Origin of the sequence: Streptomyces sp. NPDC007872 (genome assembly GCF_042868165.1) — a bacterium.
Classification (GTDB): domain Bacteria; phylum Actinomycetota; class Actinomycetes; order Streptomycetales; family Streptomycetaceae; genus Streptomyces.
This window is the reverse complement of sequence record NZ_JBIAEA010000007.1, coordinates 405,189-428,512: the sequence shown is the minus strand read 5'-3', so window position 1 is coordinate 428,512 and position 23,324 is coordinate 405,189. Positions and strand designations below refer to the sequence as shown.

The 23,324-nt window shown below is 72.7% G+C and carries 21 protein-coding genes; 13 read left to right on the top strand and 8 right to left on the bottom strand.

All coding sequences use genetic code 11. The annotated features are described in order from the left end of the window. Positions 1-14: 14 nt before the first annotated feature. Complete coding sequence (locus ACFYNX_RS25885; RefSeq protein WP_388664497.1) at positions 15-848, bottom strand: response regulator transcription factor; 834 nt, start codon at positions 846-848, stop codon at positions 15-17. A 118-nt stretch (positions 849-966) separates the two neighbouring features. Between ACFYNX_RS25885 and ACFYNX_RS25880 the strand changes: the two genes are divergently transcribed. Beyond that, on the top strand, positions 967-2,661 hold the full coding sequence (locus ACFYNX_RS25880; protein WP_388664495.1) for an AMP-binding protein: 1,695 nt from the start codon (positions 967-969) through the stop codon (positions 2,659-2,661). Further along, positions 2,658-4,259, top strand: a complete 1,602-nt coding sequence (locus tag ACFYNX_RS25875; protein ID WP_388664493.1) for an AMP-binding protein — start codon at positions 2,658-2,660, stop codon at positions 4,257-4,259. The genes ACFYNX_RS25880 and ACFYNX_RS25875 overlap by 4 nt, the downstream gene beginning before the upstream one ends. Before the next feature lie 8 nt (positions 4,260-4,267). On the opposite strand, the gene ACFYNX_RS25870 is transcribed toward ACFYNX_RS25875, so the two are convergent. The 3 genes from ACFYNX_RS25870 to ACFYNX_RS25860 all read right to left on the bottom strand — a co-directional run bounded on the left by ACFYNX_RS25870 (position 4,268) and on the right by ACFYNX_RS25860 (position 6,248). Beyond that, positions 4,268-4,792, bottom strand: a complete 525-nt coding sequence (locus tag ACFYNX_RS25870; RefSeq protein ID WP_365549779.1) for a GNAT family N-acetyltransferase — start codon at positions 4,790-4,792, stop codon at positions 4,268-4,270. Between the two features lie 44 nt (positions 4,793-4,836). Continuing rightward, on the bottom strand, positions 4,837-5,625 hold the full coding sequence (locus tag ACFYNX_RS25865) for a TIGR04222 domain-containing membrane protein (RefSeq protein ID WP_388664491.1): 789 nt from the start codon (positions 5,623-5,625) through the stop codon (positions 4,837-4,839). A 155-nt stretch (positions 5,626-5,780) separates the two neighbouring features. After that, positions 5,781-6,248, bottom strand: a complete 468-nt coding sequence (locus tag ACFYNX_RS25860; protein WP_365549774.1) for a hypothetical protein — start codon at positions 6,246-6,248, stop codon at positions 5,781-5,783. A 797-nt stretch (positions 6,249-7,045) separates the two neighbouring features. Between ACFYNX_RS25860 and gcl the strand changes: the two genes are divergently transcribed. After that, positions 7,046-8,833 (top strand): glyoxylate carboligase, encoded by a 1,788-nt coding sequence (gene gcl / locus ACFYNX_RS25855; protein WP_365549771.1) that lies wholly within the window; start codon positions 7,046-7,048, stop codon positions 8,831-8,833. An 81-nt stretch (positions 8,834-8,914) separates the two neighbouring features. Here the strand turns inward: gcl and ACFYNX_RS25850 are convergent, their stop codons facing one another. Then, positions 8,915-9,916 carry an ArsR family transcriptional regulator gene (locus ACFYNX_RS25850; RefSeq protein WP_388664488.1) on the bottom strand — a complete coding sequence of 334 codons (1,002 nt, stop codon included), beginning with the start codon at positions 9,914-9,916 and terminating at the stop codon, positions 8,915-8,917. Positions 9,917-10,019: 103 nt separating this feature from the next. On the opposite strand from ACFYNX_RS25850, the gene ACFYNX_RS25845 reads away from it, so the two are divergent. Next, the gene (locus ACFYNX_RS25845) at positions 10,020-11,267 is read left to right on the top strand and encodes an MFS transporter (RefSeq protein ID WP_388664486.1); all 1,248 of its coding nucleotides are present in this window, start codon (positions 10,020-10,022) and stop codon (positions 11,265-11,267) included. 298 nt (positions 11,268-11,565) lie between these two features. Here the strand turns inward: ACFYNX_RS25845 and ACFYNX_RS25840 are convergent, their stop codons facing one another. From ACFYNX_RS25840 to ACFYNX_RS25830, 3 genes are all read right to left on the bottom strand, one after another. Further along, the gene (locus ACFYNX_RS25840; RefSeq protein ID WP_125664790.1) at positions 11,566-13,020 is read right to left on the bottom strand and encodes a catalase; all 1,455 of its coding nucleotides are present in this window, start codon (positions 13,018-13,020) and stop codon (positions 11,566-11,568) included. Positions 13,021-13,211: 191 nt separating this feature from the next. Further along, a complete protein-coding gene (locus ACFYNX_RS25835) occupies positions 13,212-14,105 on the bottom strand; it encodes a 2-hydroxy-3-oxopropionate reductase (protein ID WP_365549762.1) in 894 nt (297 codons plus the stop codon). 59 nt (positions 14,106-14,164) lie between these two features. Continuing rightward, positions 14,165-14,998 (bottom strand): TIM barrel protein, encoded by an 834-nt coding sequence (locus ACFYNX_RS25830; RefSeq protein WP_125664794.1) that lies wholly within the window; start codon positions 14,996-14,998, stop codon positions 14,165-14,167. A gap of 142 nt (positions 14,999-15,140) precedes the next feature. Here ACFYNX_RS25830 and ACFYNX_RS25825 point away from each other — a divergent pair, with 142 nt between their 5' ends. The 9 genes from ACFYNX_RS25825 to ACFYNX_RS25785 all read left to right on the top strand — a co-directional run bounded on the left by ACFYNX_RS25825 (position 15,141) and on the right by ACFYNX_RS25785 (position 23,302). Next, entirely contained in the window at positions 15,141-15,392 is a 252-nt protein-coding gene (locus tag ACFYNX_RS25825) for a hypothetical protein (protein ID WP_062756771.1), read from the top strand. 44 nt (positions 15,393-15,436) lie between these two features. Next, positions 15,437-15,775 carry a helix-turn-helix domain-containing protein gene (locus ACFYNX_RS25820; RefSeq protein ID WP_388664557.1) on the top strand — a complete coding sequence of 113 codons (339 nt, stop codon included), beginning with the start codon at positions 15,437-15,439 and terminating at the stop codon, positions 15,773-15,775. A gap of 155 nt (positions 15,776-15,930) precedes the next feature. Beyond that, positions 15,931-16,446 carry a 2-oxo-4-hydroxy-4-carboxy-5-ureidoimidazoline decarboxylase gene (gene uraD / locus ACFYNX_RS25815; protein WP_365549756.1) on the top strand — a complete coding sequence of 172 codons (516 nt, stop codon included), beginning with the start codon at positions 15,931-15,933 and terminating at the stop codon, positions 16,444-16,446. A gap of 36 nt (positions 16,447-16,482) precedes the next feature. Beyond that, complete coding sequence (uraH, locus tag ACFYNX_RS25810; RefSeq protein ID WP_388664483.1) at positions 16,483-16,887, top strand: hydroxyisourate hydrolase; 405 nt, start codon at positions 16,483-16,485, stop codon at positions 16,885-16,887. A gap of 5 nt (positions 16,888-16,892) precedes the next feature. Next, on the top strand, positions 16,893-17,816 hold the full coding sequence (pucL, locus tag ACFYNX_RS25805; RefSeq protein ID WP_125664800.1) for a factor-independent urate hydroxylase: 924 nt from the start codon (positions 16,893-16,895) through the stop codon (positions 17,814-17,816). Positions 17,817-17,890: 74 nt separating this feature from the next. Beyond that, positions 17,891-19,297 carry a nucleobase:cation symporter-2 family protein gene (locus ACFYNX_RS25800; protein WP_388664481.1) on the top strand — a complete coding sequence of 469 codons (1,407 nt, stop codon included), beginning with the start codon at positions 17,891-17,893 and terminating at the stop codon, positions 19,295-19,297. Positions 19,298-19,345: 48 nt separating this feature from the next. Continuing rightward, on the top strand, positions 19,346-20,737 hold the full coding sequence (locus ACFYNX_RS25795) for an 8-oxoguanine deaminase (protein ID WP_125664804.1): 1,392 nt from the start codon (positions 19,346-19,348) through the stop codon (positions 20,735-20,737). A gap of 412 nt (positions 20,738-21,149) precedes the next feature. Further along, the gene (locus ACFYNX_RS25790) at positions 21,150-22,499 is read left to right on the top strand and encodes a nucleobase:cation symporter-2 family protein (RefSeq protein WP_260607070.1); all 1,350 of its coding nucleotides are present in this window, start codon (positions 21,150-21,152) and stop codon (positions 22,497-22,499) included. 137 nt (positions 22,500-22,636) lie between these two features. Further along, positions 22,637-23,302 (top strand): aspartate/glutamate racemase family protein, encoded by a 666-nt coding sequence (locus ACFYNX_RS25785; protein WP_388664554.1) that lies wholly within the window; start codon positions 22,637-22,639, stop codon positions 23,300-23,302. Positions 23,303-23,324 lie beyond the last annotated feature (22 nt).

The window sequence follows — 23,324 nt, the reverse complement described above, 5'->3', positions numbered from 1 at the left end:
GCCGTAAGGGCGCCCTACGGCAGCGCCCCCGCCCTCCGCGCCGCCACCACCGCCTCCATCCGGGTGTGCGCCCCCAGCCTCCGCATCGCCGAGCGCAGATAGCCCTTCACCGTCTCGGGGCGCAGCCCGAGCCGCGCGGCCGCCGTCGCGTTCGTCGCGCCCGAGGCCACCGCCGCCAGGACGTCCGTCTCGCGCGGGGTGAGGGTCACGCCCGGGAGGGAGGCGGGGAAGGCGGAGGCCGTCTCCAGGCGGCCGCAGACCGCGAGGAGCCGTTCGCGCAGTTCCGGGTCCGCGACCTTCGGGGCCAGTGCGCGCAGTTCGCCGTACGCCTGCCGGACCTCCTCCCAGGAGGGGCCCGGCGGGGGCGGGGCCAGGAGTTCTCGGACCTCGTCCCGTACCGCGAGCGCCTGTTCCACGTCCCGGGCCGCCGCGACCGCCGCGTCGAAGACCCGCTCGCCGACCGGCAGCGCGTCGCGCAGCGCCCCGTACAGCACGCCGCGCACCTTCCGGCGCACGACGACCGGCACCGCGATCACCGACCGCAGCCCCTCCGCCGACACCGGCCCGTCGTACTCGTGGGTGATGTGCCGCGCCGAGCGGTAGTCCGTCACCGCGCACGGCCGCCCCAGCGCCAGGCACTTCCCGCCGAGACCGGACCCCGCCGAGATCGCGAGCCCGTGCAGGGCCGGCGTCGCCGCGCCGTTCAGCTCCCCGATCCGCAGCCCCCGGGTCTCGTGCAGCAGCCCCCCGAAGACCACCGGGAGCCCGGTGGCGCGGCGCAGCCTCAGCAGCGCCCCGCGCAGCTCCACCGACGATTCGACGTGCTCGCGCACCGTGCTCTCCTTCATGGCCGCCAACCCCGTCAGCCCCAGGGGGTGTCCGCCGGTTCACCCCCGAACGGGGGTAGTGAGACCCGGGTCACTGATTACACGATGTCCGTGACCGGTCCCGCAACGAGGAGGACACATGACGGCAACCAGCGCGACCGAGGAGTTCCGGGCCGCCCGGGACTTCCTCCTCGCACACCGGGAGGACTACGAGGCGGCCCGCGCGGGCTTCGCCTGGCCCCGGCCCGAGCGGTTCAACTGGGCGCTCGACTGGTTCGACGTCGTCGCGGAGGGCAACGACCGCACCGCCCTGCACATCGTCGAGGAGGACGGCTCCGAGACGAAGGCGTCCTTCGCGGAGATGTCCGCCCGCTCGAACCGGGTCGCGAACCGGCTGCGGTCCCTGGGCGTGCGCGCCGGCGACCGGATCGTGGTCATGCTCGGCAACCAGGTCGAGCTGTGGGAGACCGTCCTCGCCGCGATGAAGCTGCGGGCCGTCGTCATCCCCGCCACCCCGCTCCTCGGCCCCGCCGACCTGCGCGACCGCGTCGACCGGGGCCGCGCCCGCCACGTCCTCGTGCGCGCCGGGGACACCGCCAAGTTCGACGACGTCCCCGGCGACTACACCCGGATCGCGGTCGGCGGCGACGGGACGGGGGAGTGGCTGGAGTACGAGCCCGCCGCCCGCGATTCCGCCGCCCGCGCGTCCGCCGACTTCGAGCCGGACGGCGACACCCTCGCCGACGACACCCTGATGCTGTACTTCACCTCCGGCACGACCGCCCGCCCCAAACTGGTCGAGCACACCCACACCTCGTACCCGGTCGGCCACCTCGCCACCATGTACTGGATCGGGCTCAAGCCCGGCGACGTGCACCTCAACATCTCCTCGCCCGGCTGGGCCAAGCACGCCTGGTCCAACCTCTTCGCCCCGTGGAACGCCGAGGCGACCGTCTTCGTCCACAACTACACGCGCTTCGACCCGGCCCGCCTCATGGACGAGATGGAGCGGAACGGCATCACCAGCTTCTGCGCCCCGCCGACCGTGTGGCGGATGCTGATCCAGGCCGACCTGGGGCAGCTCAAGACCCCGCCGCGCGAGGTCGTCGCCGCCGGCGAACCGCTCAACCCCGAGGTCATCGAGGCCGTCCGACGCGCCTGGGGCACCACCGTCCGGGACGGCTTCGGCCAGACCGAGACCGCCGTCCAGGTCTCCAACAGCCCCGGCCAGCGCCTCAAGGAGGGCTCCATGGGCCGCCCCAGCCCCGGTTACCGGGTCACCCTGGTCGACCCGGTGACCGGCCGCCCGGACGCCGACGAGGGCGAGATCTGCCTCGACCTGTCCGACCGCCCGGTGGGCCTGATGGCCGGCTACCACGGCGACCCGGAGCGCACGGCGGAGGCGATGGCCGGCGGTCACTACCGCACCGGCGACATCGGAGCGCGGGACGAGGACGGTTACATCACCTACATCGGGCGGTCCGACGACGTCTTCAAGGCCTCCGACTACAAGATCAGCCCGTTCGAGCTGGAGAGCGCGCTCCTGGAGCACGAGGCCGTCGCCGAGGCCGCCGTCGTCCCCGCCCCCGACCCGCTGCGGCTCGCCGTCCCCAAGGCGTACGTGGTCCTCGCGGCGGGCTGGGAGCCGGGCCCGGAGACCGCGCAGGCCCTCTTCGCGCATTCGCGCGCGGTCCTCGCCCCGTACAAGCGGATCCGGCGGATCGAGTTCGCCGACCTGCCCAAGACCGTCTCCGGCAAGATCCGCCGGGTGGAGCTGCGCCGCCTCACCGCCGAGGGCGGCGGCACCGAGTACACGGAAGGGGACCTCGCGTGAGCACGCCGAAGGAGATCGCGTACGCCCACGGCACCTCCACCACCCCGCTCCTCGGCGACACCATCGGCGCCAACCTGGACCGGGCCGTCGCCGCCTGGCCCGACCGCGAGGCGCTCGTCGACGTCCCCACCGGACGCCGCTGGACGTACGCGGAGTTCGGCGCGGACGTGGACCGGCTCGCCGGGGCGCTGCTCGGCAGCGGCGTCCGCAAGGGCGACCGGGTCGGCGTCTGGGCGGTGAACTGTCCGGAGTGGGTCCTCGTCCAGTACGCCACCGCCCGTATCGGCGCCGTCATGGTGACCGTCAACCCGGCGTACCGCGCCCACGAGTTGGCGTACGTGCTGAACCAGTCGGGCGTCTCCCTGCTCTTCGCCTCGCTCGCCCACAAGACGAGCGACTACCGGGCGATGGTCGAGCAAGTGCGGGGAGAATGCCCGGGGTTGCGCGAGACGGTGTACTTTGGGGACGCGAGCTGGGACGCGTTCCTCACCCGGACGGCCGGGGAGCTGCGTCCGGAGCCGCTCTCCTGCGACGAGCCCGTCAACATCCAGTACACCTCGGGGACCACGGGCTTCCCCAAGGGGGCCACGCTCTCCCACCACAACATCCTCAACAACGGTTACTTCGTCGGGGAGACGATCGCCTACGACGAGCGGGACCGAATCTGCGTCCCGGTCCCGTTCTACCACTGCTTCGGCATGGTCATGGGCAATCTCGCGGCCACCTCGCACGGCGCCTGCACGGTGATCCCCGCCCCCTCCTTCGACCCCGCCGCCACCCTCCGGGCGGTCCAGGAGGAGCGCTGCACCTCGCTGTACGGGGTGCCGACGATGTTCATCGCGGAGCTGAACCTCCCCGACTTCGCGGCGTACGACCTCTCCACCCTCCGCACCGGGATCATGGCGGGCTCGCCGTGCCCGGCGGAGGTGATGAAGCGGGTGGTCACCGAGATGAACATGGCGGAGGTGTCGATCTGCTACGGCATGACCGAGACCTCCCCCGTCTCCACCCAGACCCGCCGCGACGACGACCTGGAGCGCCGCACCGGCACCGTCGGCCGGGTCCTGCCGCACGTCGAGGTGAAGGTCGTCGACCCGGCGAGCGGACTGACCGTGGAGCGCGGCGCGGCGGGGGAGCTGTGCACCCGCGGCTACGGCGTGATGCTCGGCTACTGGGACGAGCCGGAGAAGACCGCCGAGGCGATCGACCCGGGCCGCTGGATGCACACCGGCGACCTGGCGGTGATGCGCGAGGACGGCTACGTGCGGATCGTCGGCCGCATCAAGGACATGATCATCCGGGGCGGGGAGAACGTCTACCCGCGCGAGATCGAGGAGTTCCTCCACGGCCACGCCAAGATCGCGGACGTCCAGGTGGTCGGCGTCCCCGACGAGCGGTACGGCGAGGAGATCCTGGCCTGCGTGATCCCGCGCGACCCGGCCGACCCGCCCACCCCGGAGGAGATCACCGCCTTCTGCCGCGACCGCCTCGCCCACTACAAGGTCCCGCGCCGGGTGGAGATCCTCGCGGAGTTCCCCATGACGGTGAGCGGGAAGGTGCGGAAGGTGGAGCTGCGGGAGCGGTACGCGGAAGGCTAGGGGCGCGGTCAGGAGGCGTCGGTGAGATCCCTGCGCATGCAGACGCGGGGCCAGGCCGCCAGGCCGTGGGCCGCCTCCGCGCGGGCGATCGCGCGCAGGCCCTCCGTGAGCGCCGGGTCGGAGCCGGCGAGCGGGCGGAAGCCGAGCCGGGCGTAGTACGGGGCGTTCCAGGGCACCTCGGCGAAGGTCGTCAGGGTCAGCGCCGTCAGGCCCTCCTCCCGGGCGACCGCCGCCAGGTGCTCGATCAGCGCCCGGCCGACGCCCCGGCGGGCGGCGTCCGGATGCACCGACACCTGCTCGACGTGCGCGGCGCCGTCGACCGCCTCGGCGAGCAGGTACGCCACCGGGCGGTCGGCTTCGTCCACCGCGACCCAGACCCGGCCCGCCCGGCGGTACGCCTCCAGGGCCTCCAGGGACGGCGGGTCGTCGTCGGCGATCGCCGCCATGCCGAGGGAGCGGAACGGTTCGCCCGCCGCCCGCTCGATGTCCTGGAGCAGCGGGAGTTCGGCCGCGACGGCCGCTCTGATGCGCATACGACAGTATGGCCCGGGACCCCGGGACGGGTGCGGCGCGCCCCTCAGGGGCGGACGGCGCCGCCCGGCGGCGGCCGGTTCCGGTCGGCGTCCCCGGGCCGGTCGAGCAGCCCGCCGTCCCGCGAGAAGCGGGGCAGGAACAGGGCGAGCGCCGGGTCCCCGTACAGCGCCACGTAGAGCTGGACGAGGCGCCCGTCCGTCACCTCCCGCCGGTGGGCCGGCAGCGGGTACCGCTCCCGCAGCCCGGCGAGCAGCCGCCGCGCCGCGCCGGTCGTGACGGGCAGCCGCAGCAGCACCGCCACCGCCCCGAGGACCGGCGGAACCCCGACCGCGAGGACCCCCGGCAGGTCCGCGCCGGCCGCCCCGGTCGCGAACGGCCCCACGAGGACCGTCAGGACGACGCAGCCGAGCAGCGCCCGCACCACCCACAGTTGCGCGACCGGCCGCAGCAGCCCGGCCCCGCGCAGCTCGCCGCTCAGCGCGTCCACGGGCCGCCGCGTCTCGGGGCGCTGGGTGAGGTCCCCCAGGGCGAGGGCCCGGCGGAGCGCCCCGTGCACCCCGAGCTGCACGGGGTCGCGGGTCCGGCCCGGTCCGCCGTTGGCCCGAATCGTATGTTTGCGGCCCGCCGCGACCGCTCCGCGCTGGTGCAGCGCCACGAGCGCCACGGTGACGGCCGCCCGCCGCCCGCCGCGCAGCAGCGCGAGCGCCTGCGGCGCCGGCACGGCGTCCGCGTCCGGCGCCCCGCTCTCCCGGCTGCACGTTCGCATCAGCGCGGCGGCGAGCAGGAGTTGGGTCCAGGCCGCTCCGATGAACCACCACATCCCCGTCGGCATGACGCCCACCCCCCAAGGGAGTTGTGCCCGGTGGAGTGTGCTCCTCACGCGTGAATGGCCGATTTCGGATGCCGAGGTGTTGTGGGGGGAGGCCGGGGGCGCGCTCCGGCGAGACCGGGCGCCGGGCGCGGGCGCGGAGGAGCGCGGGCGCGGGGTCAGGCGCCGCCCGCGGCCAGGCCGTCGGCGGCGCGGTTGACCGGCTGCGGGGTGCCGGTCAGGTCGAGGACGAAGAGCGGGAGCCCGATCTCGGCTGCGCGCGCACGGGCCTCCGGGGTGTAGCCCGCGAGCGAGAAGAACACGCTCGTGGCCGAGGCGCTCAGACCGTTGAGCCAGAGGCACTCGACCGCCCGCGGCCCGGTGGGACGGGTGCTCGGGTCCACCTGGGCGACGAGCCCCGGCGCCCGCAGGTCCACCCCGGACGGGGGCCGCTCCTCGGGCTGGACGACGTCCCGGAAGCCGAGCCAGCGCAGGTACCCGGCGGCTGCGGCCACCGCGTCCCGCCCGGTCCGGATCGTCACGGGCCGGAAGGCGCCCCGCACCGGGGCCGGGGCCGCGGGCGGCGGCGGGACGTGCGCGGGGTAGCGCTCGGCGAACGGACGGTACGGCTTCGCGCGCGGCGGCACTCCGGGCCTCCGGGGGCCGGCGTCGCCGGAGCCCGTACGGCTTGGGTCCGTACAGCCGGATTCCGTACCGGAGAAGCCTTGGTGCGGGCCGTCCGGCCGGGACGGGCCCGGACCGTGCCCGCTCGCGCCGGGACCCGCCGTCCGGGGCGGGGCCGCGCCGGGGTACGGGCCCGCGTCCGGACCGTCCTGAGCACCCTGAGCACCCGGAGCATCCGGAGTACTCGAAGCGCCCGGAGCGCCCGGAGCGCCCGGAGTGTCCGCCGTCCGGACCGGTACCCGCAGGACCGCGCCGCACTGGCAGCCGAGCTCCGGGTGGGGCCAGTCGTCCTCGCGGCCGCAGGCGCCGCAGCGGACGGTGACCCACGCGTCCGTCCAGTTCCGGTGCGTGATCGGCTCCGCCACCGCGTCCGCCGCCACCGTCGGGGCCACGGGGCTCCCGCACGCGCAGGGGAAGACGGGTGCCGCGTACGCCTGCGTGCTCAGGCATTCCGGGCAGCGCACCGGTACCGAATCGCCCACGGTCCAACCCCCTGTCGTCCGCTCCCATCGTCCACCCATCCCCCACGCCGGGGGAGGGTGTTCGGCCACTTCGGCCGCCCGGAAACGCCTCCGAACCGTCCTCGAACCGCCCCCGAACCGTTCCGGCACGCGGACCTCCCTTGACGGTTCTTCGCCACCCCACCTACATTGCTTCCACATAGCAGAACAGCTTTTCCGTATTACGGAAACGAGCGGTGAACCTCCGAGACGAGAGGGAAGCCCGCCCGGTTCCGCCCGGCCGAAGCAGGAGCACTCCCATGCCTCGTATGACCGCCGCCGCAGCGGCCGTTGAGATCCTCAAGCGCGAAGGCGTCACCCAGGCGTTCGGCGTCCCCGGCGCGGCGATCAACCCCTTCTACCGCGAGCTCAAGAACGTGGGCGGCGTCGGCCACACGCTCGCCCGCCACGTCGAGGGCGCGTCCCACATGGCCGAGGGCTACACCCGCGCCAAGGCCGGCAACATCGGCGTCTGCATCGGCACGTCCGGCCCCGCCGGCACCGACATGATCACCGGCCTGTACTCGGCGATCGCCGACTCGATCCCGATCCTCTGCATCACCGGCCAGGCGCCGGTCTCGAAGCTCCACAAGGAGGACTTCCAGGCCGTCGACATCGCCAGCATCGCCAAGCCGGTCACCAAGGCCGCCACCACCGTCCTGGAGGCCGCGCAGGTCCCCGGCGTCTTCCAGCAGGCCTTCCACCTCATGCGCTCGGGGCGCCCCGGCCCGGTCCTCATCGACCTGCCGATCGACGTCCAGCTCACCGAGATCGAGTTCGACCCGGAGACGTACGAGCCGCTGCCGGTCTACAAGCCGCGCGCCACCCGCGCCCAGGCCGAGAAGGCCCTGTCCTTCCTCCTGGAGTCCGAGCGCCCGCTGATCGTCGCCGGCGGCGGCATCATCAACGCCGACGCCTCCGACCTGCTCGTCGAGTTCGCCGAGCTGACCGGCGTCCCGGTCATCTCCACCCTCATGGGCTGGGGCACCATCCCGGACGACCACGAGCTGGCCGCCGGCATGGTCGGCGTCCAGACCGCGCACCGCTACGGCAACGCGACCTTCCTGGAGTCGGACTTCGTCCTCGGCGTCGGCAACCGCTGGGCCAACCGCCACACGGGCTACAACCTGGACGCCTACACCAAGGGCCGGAAGTTCGTCCACGTCGACGTCGAGCCCACCCAGCTCGGCAAGATCTTCGCCCCGGACTACGGCATCGCCTCCGACGCCAAGGCCGCCCTGGAGCTCTTCCTGGAGATCGCGAAGGAGTGGAAGGCGGCCGGCCGCCTCCCCGACTTCACCGCCTGGGCCGCCTCCGCGCAGGAGCGCAAGGCCACCCTCCAGCGCCGCACGCACTTCGACAACATCCCGATGAAGCCGCAGCGCGTCTACGAGGAGATGAACAAGGCCTTCGGCCCGGAGACCCGGTACGTCACCACCATCGGCCTCTCCCAGATCGCCGCCGCGCAGTTCCTGCACGTCTACAAGCCGCGCCACTGGATCAACTGCGGCCAGGCCGGCCCGCTCGGCTGGACCATCCCGGCCGCCATCGGCGCCGCCACCGCCGACCCGGAGACCCCGGTCGTCGCGCTCTCGGGCGACTACGACTTCCAGTTCATGATCGAGGAGCTGGCGGTCGCCGCCCAGCACAAGGTCCCCTACGTCCACGTCCTCGTGAACAACGCCTACCTGGGCCTCATCCGGCAGGCGCAGGGCGGCCTCGGCATCAACTTCGAGGTCAACCTGGAGTTCGAGAACATCAACACCCCGGAGATCGGCGTCTACGGCGTCGACCACGTCAAGGTCGCCGAGGGCCTCGGCGTCAAGGCCATCCGCGTCGAGGACCCGGACAAGCTGGGCGAGGCCCTGGAGCAGGCCAAGAAGCTGGCCGTCGAGCACCGGGTTCCGGTCGTCGTCGAGGCGATCCTGGAGCGCATCACCAACATCGCGATGAGCAAGACGGTCGACATGAGCGACGTCACCGAGTTCGAGGACCTGGCCACCGAGCCCGGCCACGCGCCGACCGCGATCAGGGCCCTCCAGGTCTGATCCCGGAGCCGTGAGACGGCCCCCGCCCCGAGGAGCACCGGGACGGGGGCCGCTTCACGTCCCTTCCGGGCCTCACGCCCCTCACGTCCCTCCCGCGTCCCGCGCCCCTCCCGCGCCCTGCGCCCGTACGAGCACCGCGCCCGCCTCCGTCCACTCGTACAGGACCGACCGGCCCGCCCGTCCCCGCCGGACGAGACCCGCCTCCCGCAGCACCTTCAGGTGCCGGCCCACCGAGCCGAGGCCCTGTCCGGTCAGGGCCACCAACTGGCTGGTGGACTTCGGCGTGCCCAGGCGCACGAGCACCCCCGCCCGTCCCGGTCCGAGCAGCGCGCCCAGCGCCTGCGGCACGACCGGGCCCGAGGCGTCCGCCAGGACGCCCGCGCAGGGGTACACCACCGCGAACCGCGCCGCGCCCTCCCAGGACACCCAGCCCGTCACCGAGGTCACCGGCACGAAGAGCAGACGGCCGCCGTCCACCGAACGCGGCGGATAGGACCGGGCGTTGACCTGGAGCCGGCCGTCGCCGAGCCAGCGCGTCCGGCCCGGGTCCAGTTCGTCCAGGGCCGCCGCCCAGCCACCCCGCCCCAACCGCGCGGTCCGCGCCGTCACGTCGGCCTCCAGGATCCGCCGCCGGCGGGGCCACTCCGGAAGCACCGTCTCCCGCCACACCCACGTCAGGACCTCCGCCATCCGCCCGGGCAGGTCCCGCGCCGAACGCAGCGGCTCCGGCACGGGCCCGCCGAGCGCGACGGCCAACTGCGGCACCGCGTCGGCCGGATCGGCGGCGCGGACGGCCTCCACCTCCTCCTCGAAGGGGCGCTCGCCCTCGCCGAGCGGCGTCGGCGTCAGGAAGTCCGCGTTCCAGGTGGGGCCGATCGCGGCCCGGACGAGCAGGGCGTCGAGCGGTTCGGCCGCCAGGCGAGCGCGGTAGGCGGGCAACGCCGCGGTCAGCCAGGCCCGTTCGCCCGGGTGGCTCGCGGCGGCCGCGTGCAGGACCTTGAGCGCGGCGATCGCCTCGGCCAGCGGCGACACCACGAAACGGCCGCCCGCGAGCGAGTCGGTCCCGATCCGCCACCAGCCCATTCCGCCGCCCTCCCCCGCCCTTTCGCCCGCTCTCCGGGCGCATTGGTTTCGCCCCCGCGCGAAACGGTAACGGCATGCGCCGGGCGCCCCCGAGACTCCCCGCATGTCCCGCCACCGCTCCCGTCACGACACCCGTCAGGGCCCCCGCTACCGCACCCTCTTCCGTACCCCCGAATTCACCCCGCTCTTCCTCACCGGCTCCGCCCACACCGCCGCGCAGACGGTGGCCGGGCTCGGGCTCGCCACCCTCGTCCTGCGCACCACCGGCTCGCCGTTCCTCTCCGCCCTCGCCCTCTTCGGGCCCTCGCTCGCCCAGTTCCTCGGCGCGACCACACTGCTCTCCGCCGCCGACCGGCTGCCGCCGCGCGCCGCGCTCTCCGGGATCGCCCTCCTCTTCGCCGCGGGCACGGCCGTCCTGGCGATCCCCGCCCTGCCCACCTGGGCGGTCTTCGTAGTCCTCTTCACCGAGGGGCTCGCGGCCTCGCTGGGCGGTGGGGTGCGGTACGGCCTCCTGAACGAGATCCTGCCGCGCGAGGCGTACCTCCTCGGCCGCTCGGCGACGAACATGGCCACCGGCGCCTGCCAGATCGGCGGCTTCGCGGCCGGCGGGCTCCTCGTCGCCCTGCTCTCGCCGCGCGGCGCGGTCCTCGTCGGCGCAGGGCTCTATCTCGCCGCCGCCCTCCTGGCCCGCCTCGGCCTGGGCGCGCGTCCGCCGCGCGCCGGAGGGCGGCCCTCGGTCGCCGCGACCCGGCGCGCCAACGCCCTGCTCCTGTCCGTGCCCGCCCGCCGCCGCTGCTACCTCGCCCTGTGGGTGCCCAACGGGCTGATCGTGGGCTGCGAGTCGCTGTTCGTGCCGTACGCCCCCGAGCGCGCCGGACTCCTCTTCGTCTGCGGGGCGTTCGGGATGCTGGTGGGGGACGTCGTCGTCGGCCGCTTCCTGCCGGAGCGGCTGCGCGGCCGGCTCCGCTTCCCGCTCCAGGCGCTGCTCGCCGCCCCGTTCCTCCTCTTCGCCCTCGACCCCGGCCTGCCGCTCGCGCTCGCCGCCGTGACCGTGTCGGCGGTGGGGTACGGGGCGACCCTGCTGCACCAGGAGCGGCTGATGGCCCTGGTGCCGGAGGAGGCGAGCGGTCACGCCCTGGGCCTGCACTCCTCGGGGATGCTCGCGTTCCAGGGGGCGAGCGCGGCCCTGGCCGGCGCCCTCGCCCAGTACACCTCACCGCGGACCGGGATGGTGCTCCTCGCCCTGGCCTCGCTCGCCGTGACGTTCCTCCTCGCGCGGGCCGGCCGGCGGGAAACGAAGAAGAGCGCGGAACCAGGGACCGTAAACCTGGTTCCGCGCTCTTCCGTCTGATGACCGCCCGACGGTGCGAGGCTGGCGCGACAGGACGTTCGCGCCGCCGGGCGGAGTCTCGGGATTCCCCTCCGGAGAGGGGGCGTTGGGACCGCGGCGGTACCGACGGGCGGGGCGGCCGTCCCTTCCTTCAGGTCAGGAAGGGGGCCGTCGCCCTTACCACCGCACTGGCTCGGAGCCGCCGCGGTCCTCACGCTGTCCGGTCCACCGGCCACCCCTCATTCGGGCCGGTGATCCGGACCGCGTACGGCGCTGACCTCCCGTCAAGTGCCGTACGCAGCTCGGGTGCTGCCGTGGATCAGTCGCGCAGGGCGGCGACCGCCTCGGCCACGCGCCTGCCGTACTCCGGGTCGGCGGCGGCGAAGTGCGCGACGTTCTTCTCGACGACGTCCTCGCGGGACACCTGGGAGAGGCTGCCGGCGATGTTGGCGACCAGACGGGCCTTCTCGTCCTCGGACATCAGGCGGTAGAGCTCGCCGGCCTGGAAGAAGTCGTCGTCCTTGACGTGCGCGGGCGCCTCGTGGGTGCCGGTCCAGCCGTGGATCGCGAGCGGCGCGGAGAGCGCGGCGTCGGTCTGGGCCGGGCCCTGGTACGAGTTGGGCTCGTAGTTCTTGTCGTGGCGCGAGCCGTTGCGGGTGGCCATGAGGCCGTCCCGGCCGTAGTTCTGCGCCGTGGTCGCCCTGGGGGCGTTCACCGGCAGCAGGGTGTGGTTCACGCCGAGGCGGTAGCGGTGGGCGTCCGCGTAGGCGAAGAGGCGGCCCTGGAGCATCTTGTCCGGCGAGGGACCGATGCCCGGGACGAAGTTGTTCGGGGAGAACGCGGCCTGCTCGACCTCGGCGAAGACGTTGTCCGGGTTGCGGTCGAGGACCAGGCGGCCCACCCGCTGGAGCGGGTAGTCGGCGTGCGGCCACACCTTGGTGAGGTCGAACGGGTTGAAGCGGTAGTCCACCGCCTCGGCGGCCGGCATGACCTGGACGTAGAGGGTCCAGGAGGGGTTGACGCCCCGCTCGATCGCCTGGAGCAGGTCGGTCTGGTGCGAGTTGGCGTCCTTGCCGACCAGCTCGGCGGCCTGCTCGGCGGAGAGGCTGCGGATGCCCTGGTTCGTCTTGAAGTGGTACTTGACGAAGAAGGCCTCGCCCGCCTCGTTGGTCCACTGGTAGGTGTGCGAGCCGAAGCCGTGCATGTGGCGGTACGAGGCGGGGATGCCGCGGTCGCCGAAGAGCCAGGTGATCTGGTGGGTGGACTCGGGGGAGTGCGCCCAGAAGTCCCAGACGTTGTCCGGCTCCTGCTTGCCCGTGAACGGGTCGCGCTTCTGCGAGTGGATGAAGTCGGGGAACTTGATCGGGTCCTTGATGAAGAACACCGGGGTGTTGTTGCCGACGAGGTCGTAGTTGCCCTCCTCGGTGTAGAACTTCAGCGCGAAGCCGCGGGGGTCACGCACCGCGTCCGCGCCGCCGAGCGAGTCGGCCACGGTGGAGAAGCGGATGAAGGTCTCGGTCCGCTTGCCGACCTCGGAGAGGAAGGCCGCCTTCGTGAAGCCGGTGACGTCGTCGGTGACCTCGAAGTACCCGTACGCGCCGGAGCCGCGGGCGTGCACCACGCGCTCCGGGATCCGCTCACGGTTGAAGCGCGCGAGCTTCTCCAGCAGGTGCTGGTCCTGGAGGAGGAGGGGGCCACCGACGCCGGCGGTGGCGGAGTTCTGGTTGTCGGCGACGGGGGCGCCGGACTCGGTCGTAAGCACGCGCTTCGACATCGTGACCTTCCGTACGGGAGCTGCACTGAGTGACGGTGCCAGGAGCGTAGGTACGCCCTCCGAAAAACGTCAACAGTTTGTTGAAAATGAAGTGTGGTGTTCCGGTCGGCGGCGGCGCCTGGGCGCGACAGGACAGTTGTCAGCGCCGCCGCCGACCGGAAATCGGGGGCCCCGGGGAAGCGGGGGCGGGGTCAGACCTGCTGGCCGGAGAGGCGCTCGACGGCGCGCAGCAGGGCCGAGTGGTCCAGGCCGCCGTCACCCTGCGCGCGCAGGGAGGCGACGAGCTGGGCGACGACCGCGCCGACCGGAAGGGCGGCGCCCACGTTGCGGGCGGCGTCGGTGACGATGCCCATGTCCTTGTGGTGCAGGTCGATGCGGAAGCCCGGCTTGAAGTCCCGGTTCAGGAAGTTGTCCTTCTTGCGGGTCAGCACGGTCGAGCCGGCCAGGCCGCCGTTGAGGACGTCGAGGGCCGCGGTGAGGTCCACACCGGACTTCTCCAGGAAGACCACGGCCTCGGCGCAGGCCTGGATGTTGACCGCCACGATGAGCTGGTTGGCGGCCTTCACCGTCTGGCCGGAGCCGTGCGGGCCGCACAGCACGATGGTCTTGCCGAGGGCCTCCAGGATCGGCAGGGCCTCGTCGAAGTCAGCCCGCTCGCCACCGACCATGATCGAGAGCACGGCCTCGATGGCACCGGCCTCGCCGCCGGAGACCGGGGCGTCGATGACGCGGATCCCCTTCTCGGCGGCGTTCTTGGCGAGGTCGACCGAGGTCTGCGGGGTGATCGACGACATGTCGATGATCAGCGCGCCCTGCCTGGCGTTCTCCAGGATGCCCTCGGGGCCGTAGGAGATCGCCTCGACCTGCGGGGAGGCGGGCACCATCGTGATGACGACGTCGGCGTCCTCGACGGCCTCGGCGATCGAGCCCGCGGCGGAGCCGCCGGCCTTGGCGAGGCGGTCCAGCTTGTCCTGCTCCAGGGTGAAGCCGGTGACCGAGTAGCCGGCCTTGAGGAGGTTCTCGGACATGGGGGAGCCCATGATGCCGAGGCCGATCCAGGCGATCTTGGGGAGGTTGTTGCTCATGGTGAGGGTGCCTCTCGGGAAACTCTGGTGGTACGGGGGAGGGGGCGCGGGTCGGCCGGTCAGCGGGCCGCGCGGGCCTCGGCCGGGAGCCACGCGAAGGACGCGGCGGCGTCGGCGGCCTTGTACTCCAGGCCGACCCAGCCGTCGTAGCCGGCCTTCTTCAGCTCGTCGAGGAGCTGCTCCAGGGGCAGGTCGCCGGTGCCCGGCGCGCCGCGGCCCGGGTTGTCCGCGATCTGCACGTGGCCGGTCTTGTCCGCGTACTGGGCGATGACCGCGCTCACGTCCTCGCCGTTCATCGACAGGTGGTAGACGTCGAGCAGGAACTTGGCGTTGCCGAGGCCGGTGGCCGCGTTGACCTTGTCGACGACCTCGATCGCGGCGGGGGCGCTCACCAGCGGGTAGAGCGGCGATTCCGGCTTGTTGAGGGTCTCGACCAGGAGGATCGCGCCGACGCGGTCGGCGGCCCGGGCGGCAAGGACCAGGTTCTCCAGGGCGAGGGTGTCCTGGATCTGCGGGTCCACGCCCTCGACGCGGTTGCCGTAGAGCGCGTTGAGCGCCTTGCAGCCGACCGAGGCGGCGAAGTCGGCGGCCACGTCGATGTTGGCGCGGAAGCGGTCCGACTCCTCGCCCGGTACGGAGAGGGCCCCGCGGTCCGGGCCGGGGAGCTGTCCGGCGTAGAAGTTCAGCCCCACCAACCGGGTGCCGGCGTCCTCGAGGGCCTTCTTGAGGGCGTCGAGCTCGCTCTGCTCGGGGGTGGCGGTGTCGATCCAGGGCCACCACAGCTCGACCGCGGTGAAGCCCGCCGCGGCTGCGGCCGCGGGGCGCTCCAGGAGCGGGAGTTCCGTGAAGAGGATCGACAGGTTCACATCGAAGCGCTGATCGGAGTATCCCATGAGGGGTATGCGCTCCTTCCGTATCGCGGAAGTAAGTTTCTGTCTGACGGAATGTTGCAGGCGGGTTGCCGCGCTTGTCAAGGGGTCCCCGCAGGTCCGGGGCTCCCGCGGGGCCCGGGAGGGGCCGTAGCGTGGGGCCATGGTGCGTTTGAGAGTGGAGTTCACGACCGAGCCGTTCGACCTCGACGAGGCGCCGGCGCACGCGGTCGTGGCCCGTGAGGTCATCCAGTCGGCCGACCTGGACGCGGTCGACGTCGGTCCCTTCGGCAACACGGCGGAGGGCGGCGCCGACGCGGTCCTCACCGCCGTCGACGCGCTGCTCCGCGAGTCGCTCGCGGCCGGCGCCACGCGCGTCTCGCTCCAGGTCAACGTGATCGAGGGGGGCGAGAAGTGAACGAACACCCCTTGGTCGCCGCGGTGAAGCCCCTGGTCGACGCCATGGGCGCCGAGCTGCTCGGCCCCGAGCTCGCCGGGGCCGACGACGTCGTCCTGTCCTGGGAGGGCGAGGACGTGCTCGCCGTGCGGCTCCCGCAGCTCTCGGAGTCCCTGGACCACATCCTGGCCGCCCTGGAGCGCCGGCACGGGACGCCGCTCGCGCGGCTCGACCGCAAGTCCAAGCAGGAGATCGTCCGGCTCCTGGAGGGGCGCGGGGCCTTCTCCGTGCGCCACGGGGTGGAGACGGTGGCGGGCGCGCTCGGCGTCAGCCGCTTCACCGTCTACAACTACCTGAACCGCGAGACCGCGCTGAACAGGGAAAAGACCGTCGAGGCCGACTAGTTGATCACGCGTGTCCACGAGCCGTCGTCCGCATGTCGGGACGACGGCTTTTGTGTCACCGACTTTTCAACAAAGTGTTGACGTTGTGTTGCGGAGGGCGTTAGCTATCCGCAGCCCGTCCGACGCACAGCGAAAAACAGCCACGGAGGCTTCCCGTGACTTCAGGTACGACACCGGGCCTGGCCCGGTTCAACACCTCGGCGGACAGCGAGGCCCTCGCCGCGCTCCACGAGGTGTGCTCCAGCTCGGCGTGGGGGAGCAAGATCCTCGCCCAGCGCCCGTACGCCACCGCCGAAGCCCTCTTCCTCGCCAGCGACGCCGCCATGGCCGAGCTGACCGCGGAGGACCTGGCCGAGGCGATGGCCGGGCACCCGCCGATCGGTCGTCCGAAGGCCGGGGACCCGACCTCCTCCCGCGAGCAGAGCGGGATGGCCGGCGCCTCCGAGGAGCTCAAGGCCGAGATGCTCGAACTCAACCTGGCCTACCAGGACACGTTCGGTCATGTCTTCCTCATCTGCGCCACCGGCAAGAGCGGCGAACAGATGCGCGACGCGGTCCGCGAGCGGATCGGCAACTCGCCCGAGGCGGAGCGCGAGATCGTCCGCACCGAACTGGGCAAGATCAACCGCATCCGGCTGGCCCGCCTCACCGAGGGCCCGCAGGCCCCGTAGGGGACTCGTCAGAGCGAAGAGGAAGAGAACTCCGCAATGAGCACCGACACCACGGCCTCGGTGTCCACCCACATCCTGGACACCAGCATCGGCCGCCCCGCCGAGGGCGTCGCCATCACCCTCGCGGCCCGCGCCGGCTCCGACGCGGAGTGGACCGCGCTCGGCGGCTCCGCCACCGACGCGGACGGGCGCTGCAAGGACCTGCCGGCCCTGCCGGAGGGCACCACCCACGTACGCCTCGACTTCGAGACCGAGGCGTACTTCTCGACCCAGCACAGTGTGAAGAAGCAAGCCGAGGCGCAGCAGGACGCCCCCCGCGTAAGGGACAGCGGTGCGTTCTTCCCGGAGGTGGCGATCACGTTCGCCGTCACCCCGGGCGAGCACTACCACGTACCGCTGCTGCTCAACCCGTTCGGCTACTCCGTATACCGAGGGAGCTAGCAGACATGCCCACGATTCTCGGCCAGAACCAGTACGGCAAAGCAGAGAACCGCGTCGTCAAGATCACGCGGGACGGCGCCACCCACCACATCAAGGACCTGAACGTCTCCGTCGCCCTCTCCGGCGACCTCAGCGACGTCCACCTCACCGGCTCCAACGCCCACTGCCTCCCCACCGACACGACGAAGAACACCGTCTTCGCGTTCGCCAAGGAGTACGGCATCGAGTCCGCCGAGCAGTTCGGCATCCACCTCGCCCGCCACTTCGTGACGAGCCAGGAGCCGATCAAGCGCGCCCGGATCCGGATCGAGGAGTACTCCTGGGAGCGCATCGCCTCCTCCGACGCCAACTCCAAGTTCATCGGCTCCGACGAGGTCAACCACTCCTTCGCCCGCAAGGGCCAGGAGACCCGCGTCACCCAGATCACCTACGACGGCGAGAAGTGGGAGGTCATCTCCGGCCTCAAGGACCTCGTCGTCATGAACTCCACCAACTCGGAGTTCTGGGGCTACATCAAGGACCAGTACACGACCCTCCAGGAGGCGTACGACCGCATCCTGGCCACCCAGGTGTCCGGCCGGTGGCGGTTCAACTGGACCGACGACGACCAGCGCATGCCCAACTGGGAGCGGTCCTACGAGCAGACGAAGAAGCACATGCTCGAGGCCTTCGCGGAGACCTACTCGTACTCCCTCCAGCAGACGCTGTACCAGATGGCCACCCGGATCATCAACCACCGCTCGGAGATCGACGAGGTCCGCTTCTCGCTCCCGAACAAGCACCACTTCCTGGTCGACCTCGAGCCCTTCGGCCTGAAGAACGACAACGAGGTCTACTACGCCGCCGACCGCATGTACGGCCTCATCGAGGCCACCGTCCTGCGTGACGGAGCCACGGCGCAGATCCCGGTCGACATGACCAACCTCTAAGCGGCATCTGAGTGACCGGCCCCCGCCCGCCCGCAGTCGGGCGGGGGCCGCACCAGACCGGAGGGAACCTTCCCATGGCACAGCCTGCAAAGGGGCCGGCAACCGCCGAAGGCCCGTGTTCCACCCCCTCGCCCACCCCGGCCCCCTGCCACCCGGTGGACGAGAAGCTCCCCGCCTCGCGGCTCGTCCCCGCGGCGCTCCAGCACATCGCCGCCATGTACGCCGGCGTCGTCACCCCTCCGCTCATCATCGGCCAGGCCGTCGGCCTGGACGCGGCCGGCATGACCCGGCTCATCGCCGCCGGCCTGCTGATCGCCGGCTGCGCGACCCTCCTGCAGACCCTCGGCGCCGGACGGTTCGCCGGCAACCGGCTCCCGTTCGTCAACGCCGCCTCGTCCGCCGGCATCGCCCCGATGCTCGCCATCGCCGAGACCAGCGCCCCCGGTCACCAACTGCCCGCCATCTACGGCGCGGTGATGGTCGCCGGAGTCTTCTGCCTCGCCGTCGGCCCCTTCTTCGGCCGGCTCCTGCGCTTCTTCCCGCCGCTCGTCACCGGCGTCGTCATCACCCTCATCGGGGTCACCCTGATGCCCGTGCCCGTCGCCTGGGCCCAGGGCGGGGACCGGACCGCCGCCGACTTCGGCGCCATGCGGTACCTGGCCCTCGCCGGCTTCACCCTCGTCGTCATCCTGCTCTTCCAGCGCTTCGGCAAGGGCTTCGTCAAGCAGATCGCCCTGCTCCTCGGCCTCTTCATCGGCACCCTCGCCGCGATCCCCTTCGGGATGGCCGACTTCGGCGCCCTGCGCGAGGCGCCCGTCGCCGCCCTGCCCGCGCCCTTCGCCTTCGGCGCCCCCGAGTTCCAGCCCGCCGCGATCCTCTCCCTGTGCATCGTCATGCTGGTCCTGATGACGGAGTCCAGCGCCGGCATGCTCGCCCTCGGCGAGATCTGCGAGCGGCGCACCGACGGCCGGACCATCACCCGCGGCCTGCGCACCGACGGCGTCGCCACCCTCCTCGGCCCCGTCTTCGGCGGCTTCCCGACCTCGGCCTTCGCCCAGAACGTCGGCGTCGTCTCGCTGACCCGGGTCCGCTCCCGGTACGTGGTCGCCGCCGCCGGCGGCGCCCTCCTCGTCCTCGGCGCCTTCCCGGTCCTCGGCGCGGTCGTCTCCACGGTCCCGATGCCCGTCCTCGGCGGCGCCGGCATCGTCCTCTTCGGCTCGATCGCGGTCAGCGGCATCCGCACCCTCTCGGAAGCCGGACTCGACGACAGCTCCAACATCATCCTGGTGGCCGTCGCGCTCGGAGCGGGCATCATCCCGCTCGCCGCCCCCACCTTCTACGCCGGCTTCCCGGCCTGGGCGCAGACCGTCCTCGGCTCCGGCATCAGCGCGGGCGCGCTCGTCGCCGTCCTGCTCAACCTGTTCTTCCACCATCTCGGCACCCGGAGCCGTCAGGCGGCCCCGGCACTCAAATCCTCCTAGGGTCCTGCCGTGCCCACACCACTCCCGAGGAATGAAGGAAGCACCGCCATGGCAGCACCTTCGGCAGCCCCCCAGCGGATCGTCGTCGAGAACGCGGCGATCGCGACCGTCGACGCGCACGACACCGAGTACGCCTCCGGGTACCTCGTCGTCGCCGACAACAGGATCGAGTCCATCGGCGCCGGCAAGGCCCCCGAGAACCTGGAGAACGTGGTCCGGCGCATCGACGCCACCGGCCACCTGGTCACGCCCGGCCTGGTCAACACCCACCACCACTTCTACCAGTGGATCACCCGCGGCCTGGCCACCGACCACAACCTCTTCAACTGGCTGGTGGCGCTCTACCCGACCTGGGCGCGCATCGACGAGCAGATGGTGCGCGCGGCCGCGCAGGGCTCGCTGGCGATGATGGCCCGCGGCGGCGTCACCACCGCCATGGACCACCACTACGTCTACCCGGTGAACTCCGGCGACCTCTCCGGCGCCATCATCGGCGCCGCCTCCGAGATGGGCGTCCGCTTCACTCTTGCCCGCGGCTCCATGGACCGCAGCGAGAAGGACGGCGGCCTGCCGCCGGACTTCGCCGTCGAGACCACCGAGGGCGCGCTCGCCGCGACCGAGGAGACGGTGAAGCGCCACCACGACGCCTCCTTCGACGCGATGACCCAGGTCGCCGTCGCCCCCTGTTCCCCGTTCTCCATCTCCACCGAGCTGCTCCGCGAGGGCGCGGCGCTCGGCCGCCGCCTGGGCGTGCGCATGCACACCCACGGCTCGGAGACCGTGGAGGAGGAGAAGTTCTGCCACGAGCTCTTCGGCATGGGCCCGACGGACTACTTCGAGTCCACCGGCTTCCTCGGCGAGGACGTGTGGATGGCGCACTGCGTCCACATGAACGACTCCGACATCGCCGCCTTCGCCCGCACGAAGACGGGCGTGGCGCACTGCCCCTCCTCCAACGCGCGCCTCGCCGCCGGCATCGCCCGCGTACCGGACATGCTCGCGGCGGGCGTCCCCGTCGGCCTCGGCGTCGACGGCACCGCCTCCAACGAGTCCGGCGAACTCCACACCGAGCTGCGCAACGCGCTCCTCATCAACCGCCTCGGCGCCCACCGCGAGGCCGCGCTCAACGCCCGCCAGGCCCTGCGCCTCGGCACCCACGGCGGCGCGCAGGTCCTTGGCCGCGCCGACAGCATCGGCTCCCTGGAGGCGGGCAAGCTCGCCGACTTCGTCCTGTGGAAGATCGACGGCCTCGGCCACTCCACGATCGCCGACCCGGTCACCGCCATCGTCTTCGGCGCGGCGGCCCCGGTCACGGCCTCCTTCGTCAACGGCCGGCAGATCGTCGAGAACGACCGGCTGCTCACCGTCGACGAGGACGCCATCGCGCGCGACGCGCGCACGGAGGCGCAGCGCCTGGCCCGCATCGCGGCCCGGGCCTGACCCTCCCCACGGAGTCCGGCCGAGGGGGACGGCCCTCGGCCGGTCGCCGCGGATCCGAGCGGGATCCGCGGCAGCCCGACCGGGAGGTGTCGTACGCAGAAGCCTTACGGCACCTCCCGGGACGGTGACACCGCCCGCACCCCCACCGGGCGCCCCGTCCACCCGCCGCGCCCCCGCGGCAGCACTTCCCGGAGCCCCGCCCGCCGGAGCCCCACCCCCGCGACGAGCCGCACCTCCCGCACCCCGCACCGCATCGCACCACCTCCCAGACACCCGCGTCGCCGCCGACGCGTAACCGACCGGAGGAACCGCCGTGGCCGCCAAGCCCCAGGTTCGCAATGCACAAGACGCAGGCTCCGCTCCCGAAGACCGCGAGAGGCATCCGGTCGACGAGACGCTGCCCCCCGTGAAGATGCTCACCAGTGGGCTCCAGCACGTGGCCGCCATGTACGCGGGAGTCGTCGCCCCGCCCCTGATCGTCGGAGCGGCCGTCGGCCTCTCCGGCACCGAACTCACCTTCCTCACCGGCGCGAGCCTCTTCACCGCCGGCCTCGCCACCTTCCTCCAGACGCTGGGCGTCTGGAAGATCGGCGCCCGTCTGCCGTTCGTCAACGGCGTCACCTTCGCCGGCGTCGCCCCGATGCTCGCCATCGTCGACACCACCGACGACAAGGCCGACGCGCTCCCCGTGATCTTCGGCGCGATCATCGTCGCCGGACTCCTCGGCTTCCTCGCCGCCCCCTGGTTCTCCCGGCTCGTCCGGTTCTTCCCGCCGGTCGTCACCGGCACCGTCATCACCCTCATAGGCGTGTCCCTGCTCCCGGTCGCGTTCGGCTGGGCCCAGGGACCCAACCCCCAGGCGAAGGACTACGGTTCGACGACCTTCCTCTCCCTCGCCGGCATCACCCTCGTCGTCGTCCTGCTCCTGCGCCGCTTCACCCGGGGCTTCCTCAAGCAGGTCGCCGTCCTGGTCGGCCTCGTCATCGGCACCCTCATCGCCATCCCGTTCGGCGTCACCGACTTCTCCCCGGTGACCGAGGCGGACATCGTCGGCTTCCCGTCCCCCTTCCACTTCGGCGCCCCGCAGTTCGCCCTCGCCGCGATCATCTCCATGTGCGTGGTCATGCTGGTCTCCATGACCGAGTCGACCGCCGACATGCTGGCGCTCGGCGAGATCGTCGAGCGGCCCGCCGACGAGAAGACCATCGCCGCCGGACTGCGCGCCGACACCCTCGGCTCCGCGCTCAGCCCCCTGTTCAACGGCTTCATGTGCAGCGCCTTCGCCCAGAACATCGGCCTGGTCGCCATGACCAGGATCCGCAGCCGCTTCGTCGTCGCCTGCGGCGGCGGCTTCCTGGTCCTCATGGGCCTCTCGCCGGTCGCGGCCTCGCTCATCTCGGTCGTGCCCCGCCCGGTCCTCGGCGGCGCGGGCGTCGTCCTCTTCGGCTCGGTCGCGGCCAGCGGCATCCAGACCCTCGTCAAGGCGGGCCTGGAGAAGGACAACAACGTCCTGATCGTGGCCGTCTCGCTGGCCGTCGGCATCATCCCGATCACGGCGCCGGAGTTCTACCACGCCTTCCCGGAGACCGCGAAGATCATCCTGGACTCCGGCATCTCGACCGGCTGCGTCGCCGCCGTCCTGCTCAACGTGGTCTTCAACCACCTGGGCCGGCGCCGGGACGACGACGAGGTCACCGCGCCGATGGAGCCCGGCGAGGAGATCTCGGGCAGCCGCGCCGCGAAGGCGGCGCACGTCCACTGAACCCGCACCTCGCTCCACCGGCAGCCCCGGCTCCCGCCCACCCGGCGGGGGCCGGGGCCGCCGCGCGCGCGACGGCCCCGGGAACGGCCGGGGGCGCCGCGGGAGCCGGGACCGGGACAGGGACCGGGACCGTCGTCCTGATCAACCCCAACACCTCCGCCACCACCACCGCGATGATGACCGCCATCGCCCGGCGGACCCTGGGACCCGCCCTCCCCGTCCGGGGCGTGACCGTCGCCCGGGGCCCGCGCATGCTCACCGATCCGGCCGCCCTGCGGGCCGCCGTCCCCGAGGTCCTCGCGGCGGGAACCGCCGCCACCGCCGGGGACGGCTGCGCCGCCCTCCTCGTCGCCGCCTTCGGGGACCCGGGCCTGGACGCCCTGCGCGCGGCGACCGGACTCCCCGTGGCCGGCCTCGGCGAGGCGGCGCTCCTGGAGGCGGCCGCCGACGGCACCCCCTTCGGCGTCGCGACCACCACCCCGCTCCTGGCCGACGCCATCACCGCCCGGGTGGCGGAACTCGGACTCTCCGACCGGTACACGGGCCTGCGGCTCACCGCCGGCGCCCCCGAACGCCTCTCCGCCGACCCGGTGGTGCTCCTCGACCGCCTGGAACGGGCGGTCCGCGCCTGCGCCGAACGGGACGGGGCCCGCGCCGTCGTCATCGGCGGCGGCCCGCTCGGCGAGGCGGCCGAGCGGCTCCGGGCCCGGTGCGCCGTGCGGATCGTCGCCCCGATCCCGGCGGCCTGCCGGTCGCTCGCCCGCCTCCTGGCGGGGGTGACGGCCGAAGACCTGACGAAGTGACGGCCGGAGGCGCCCGCCCCGG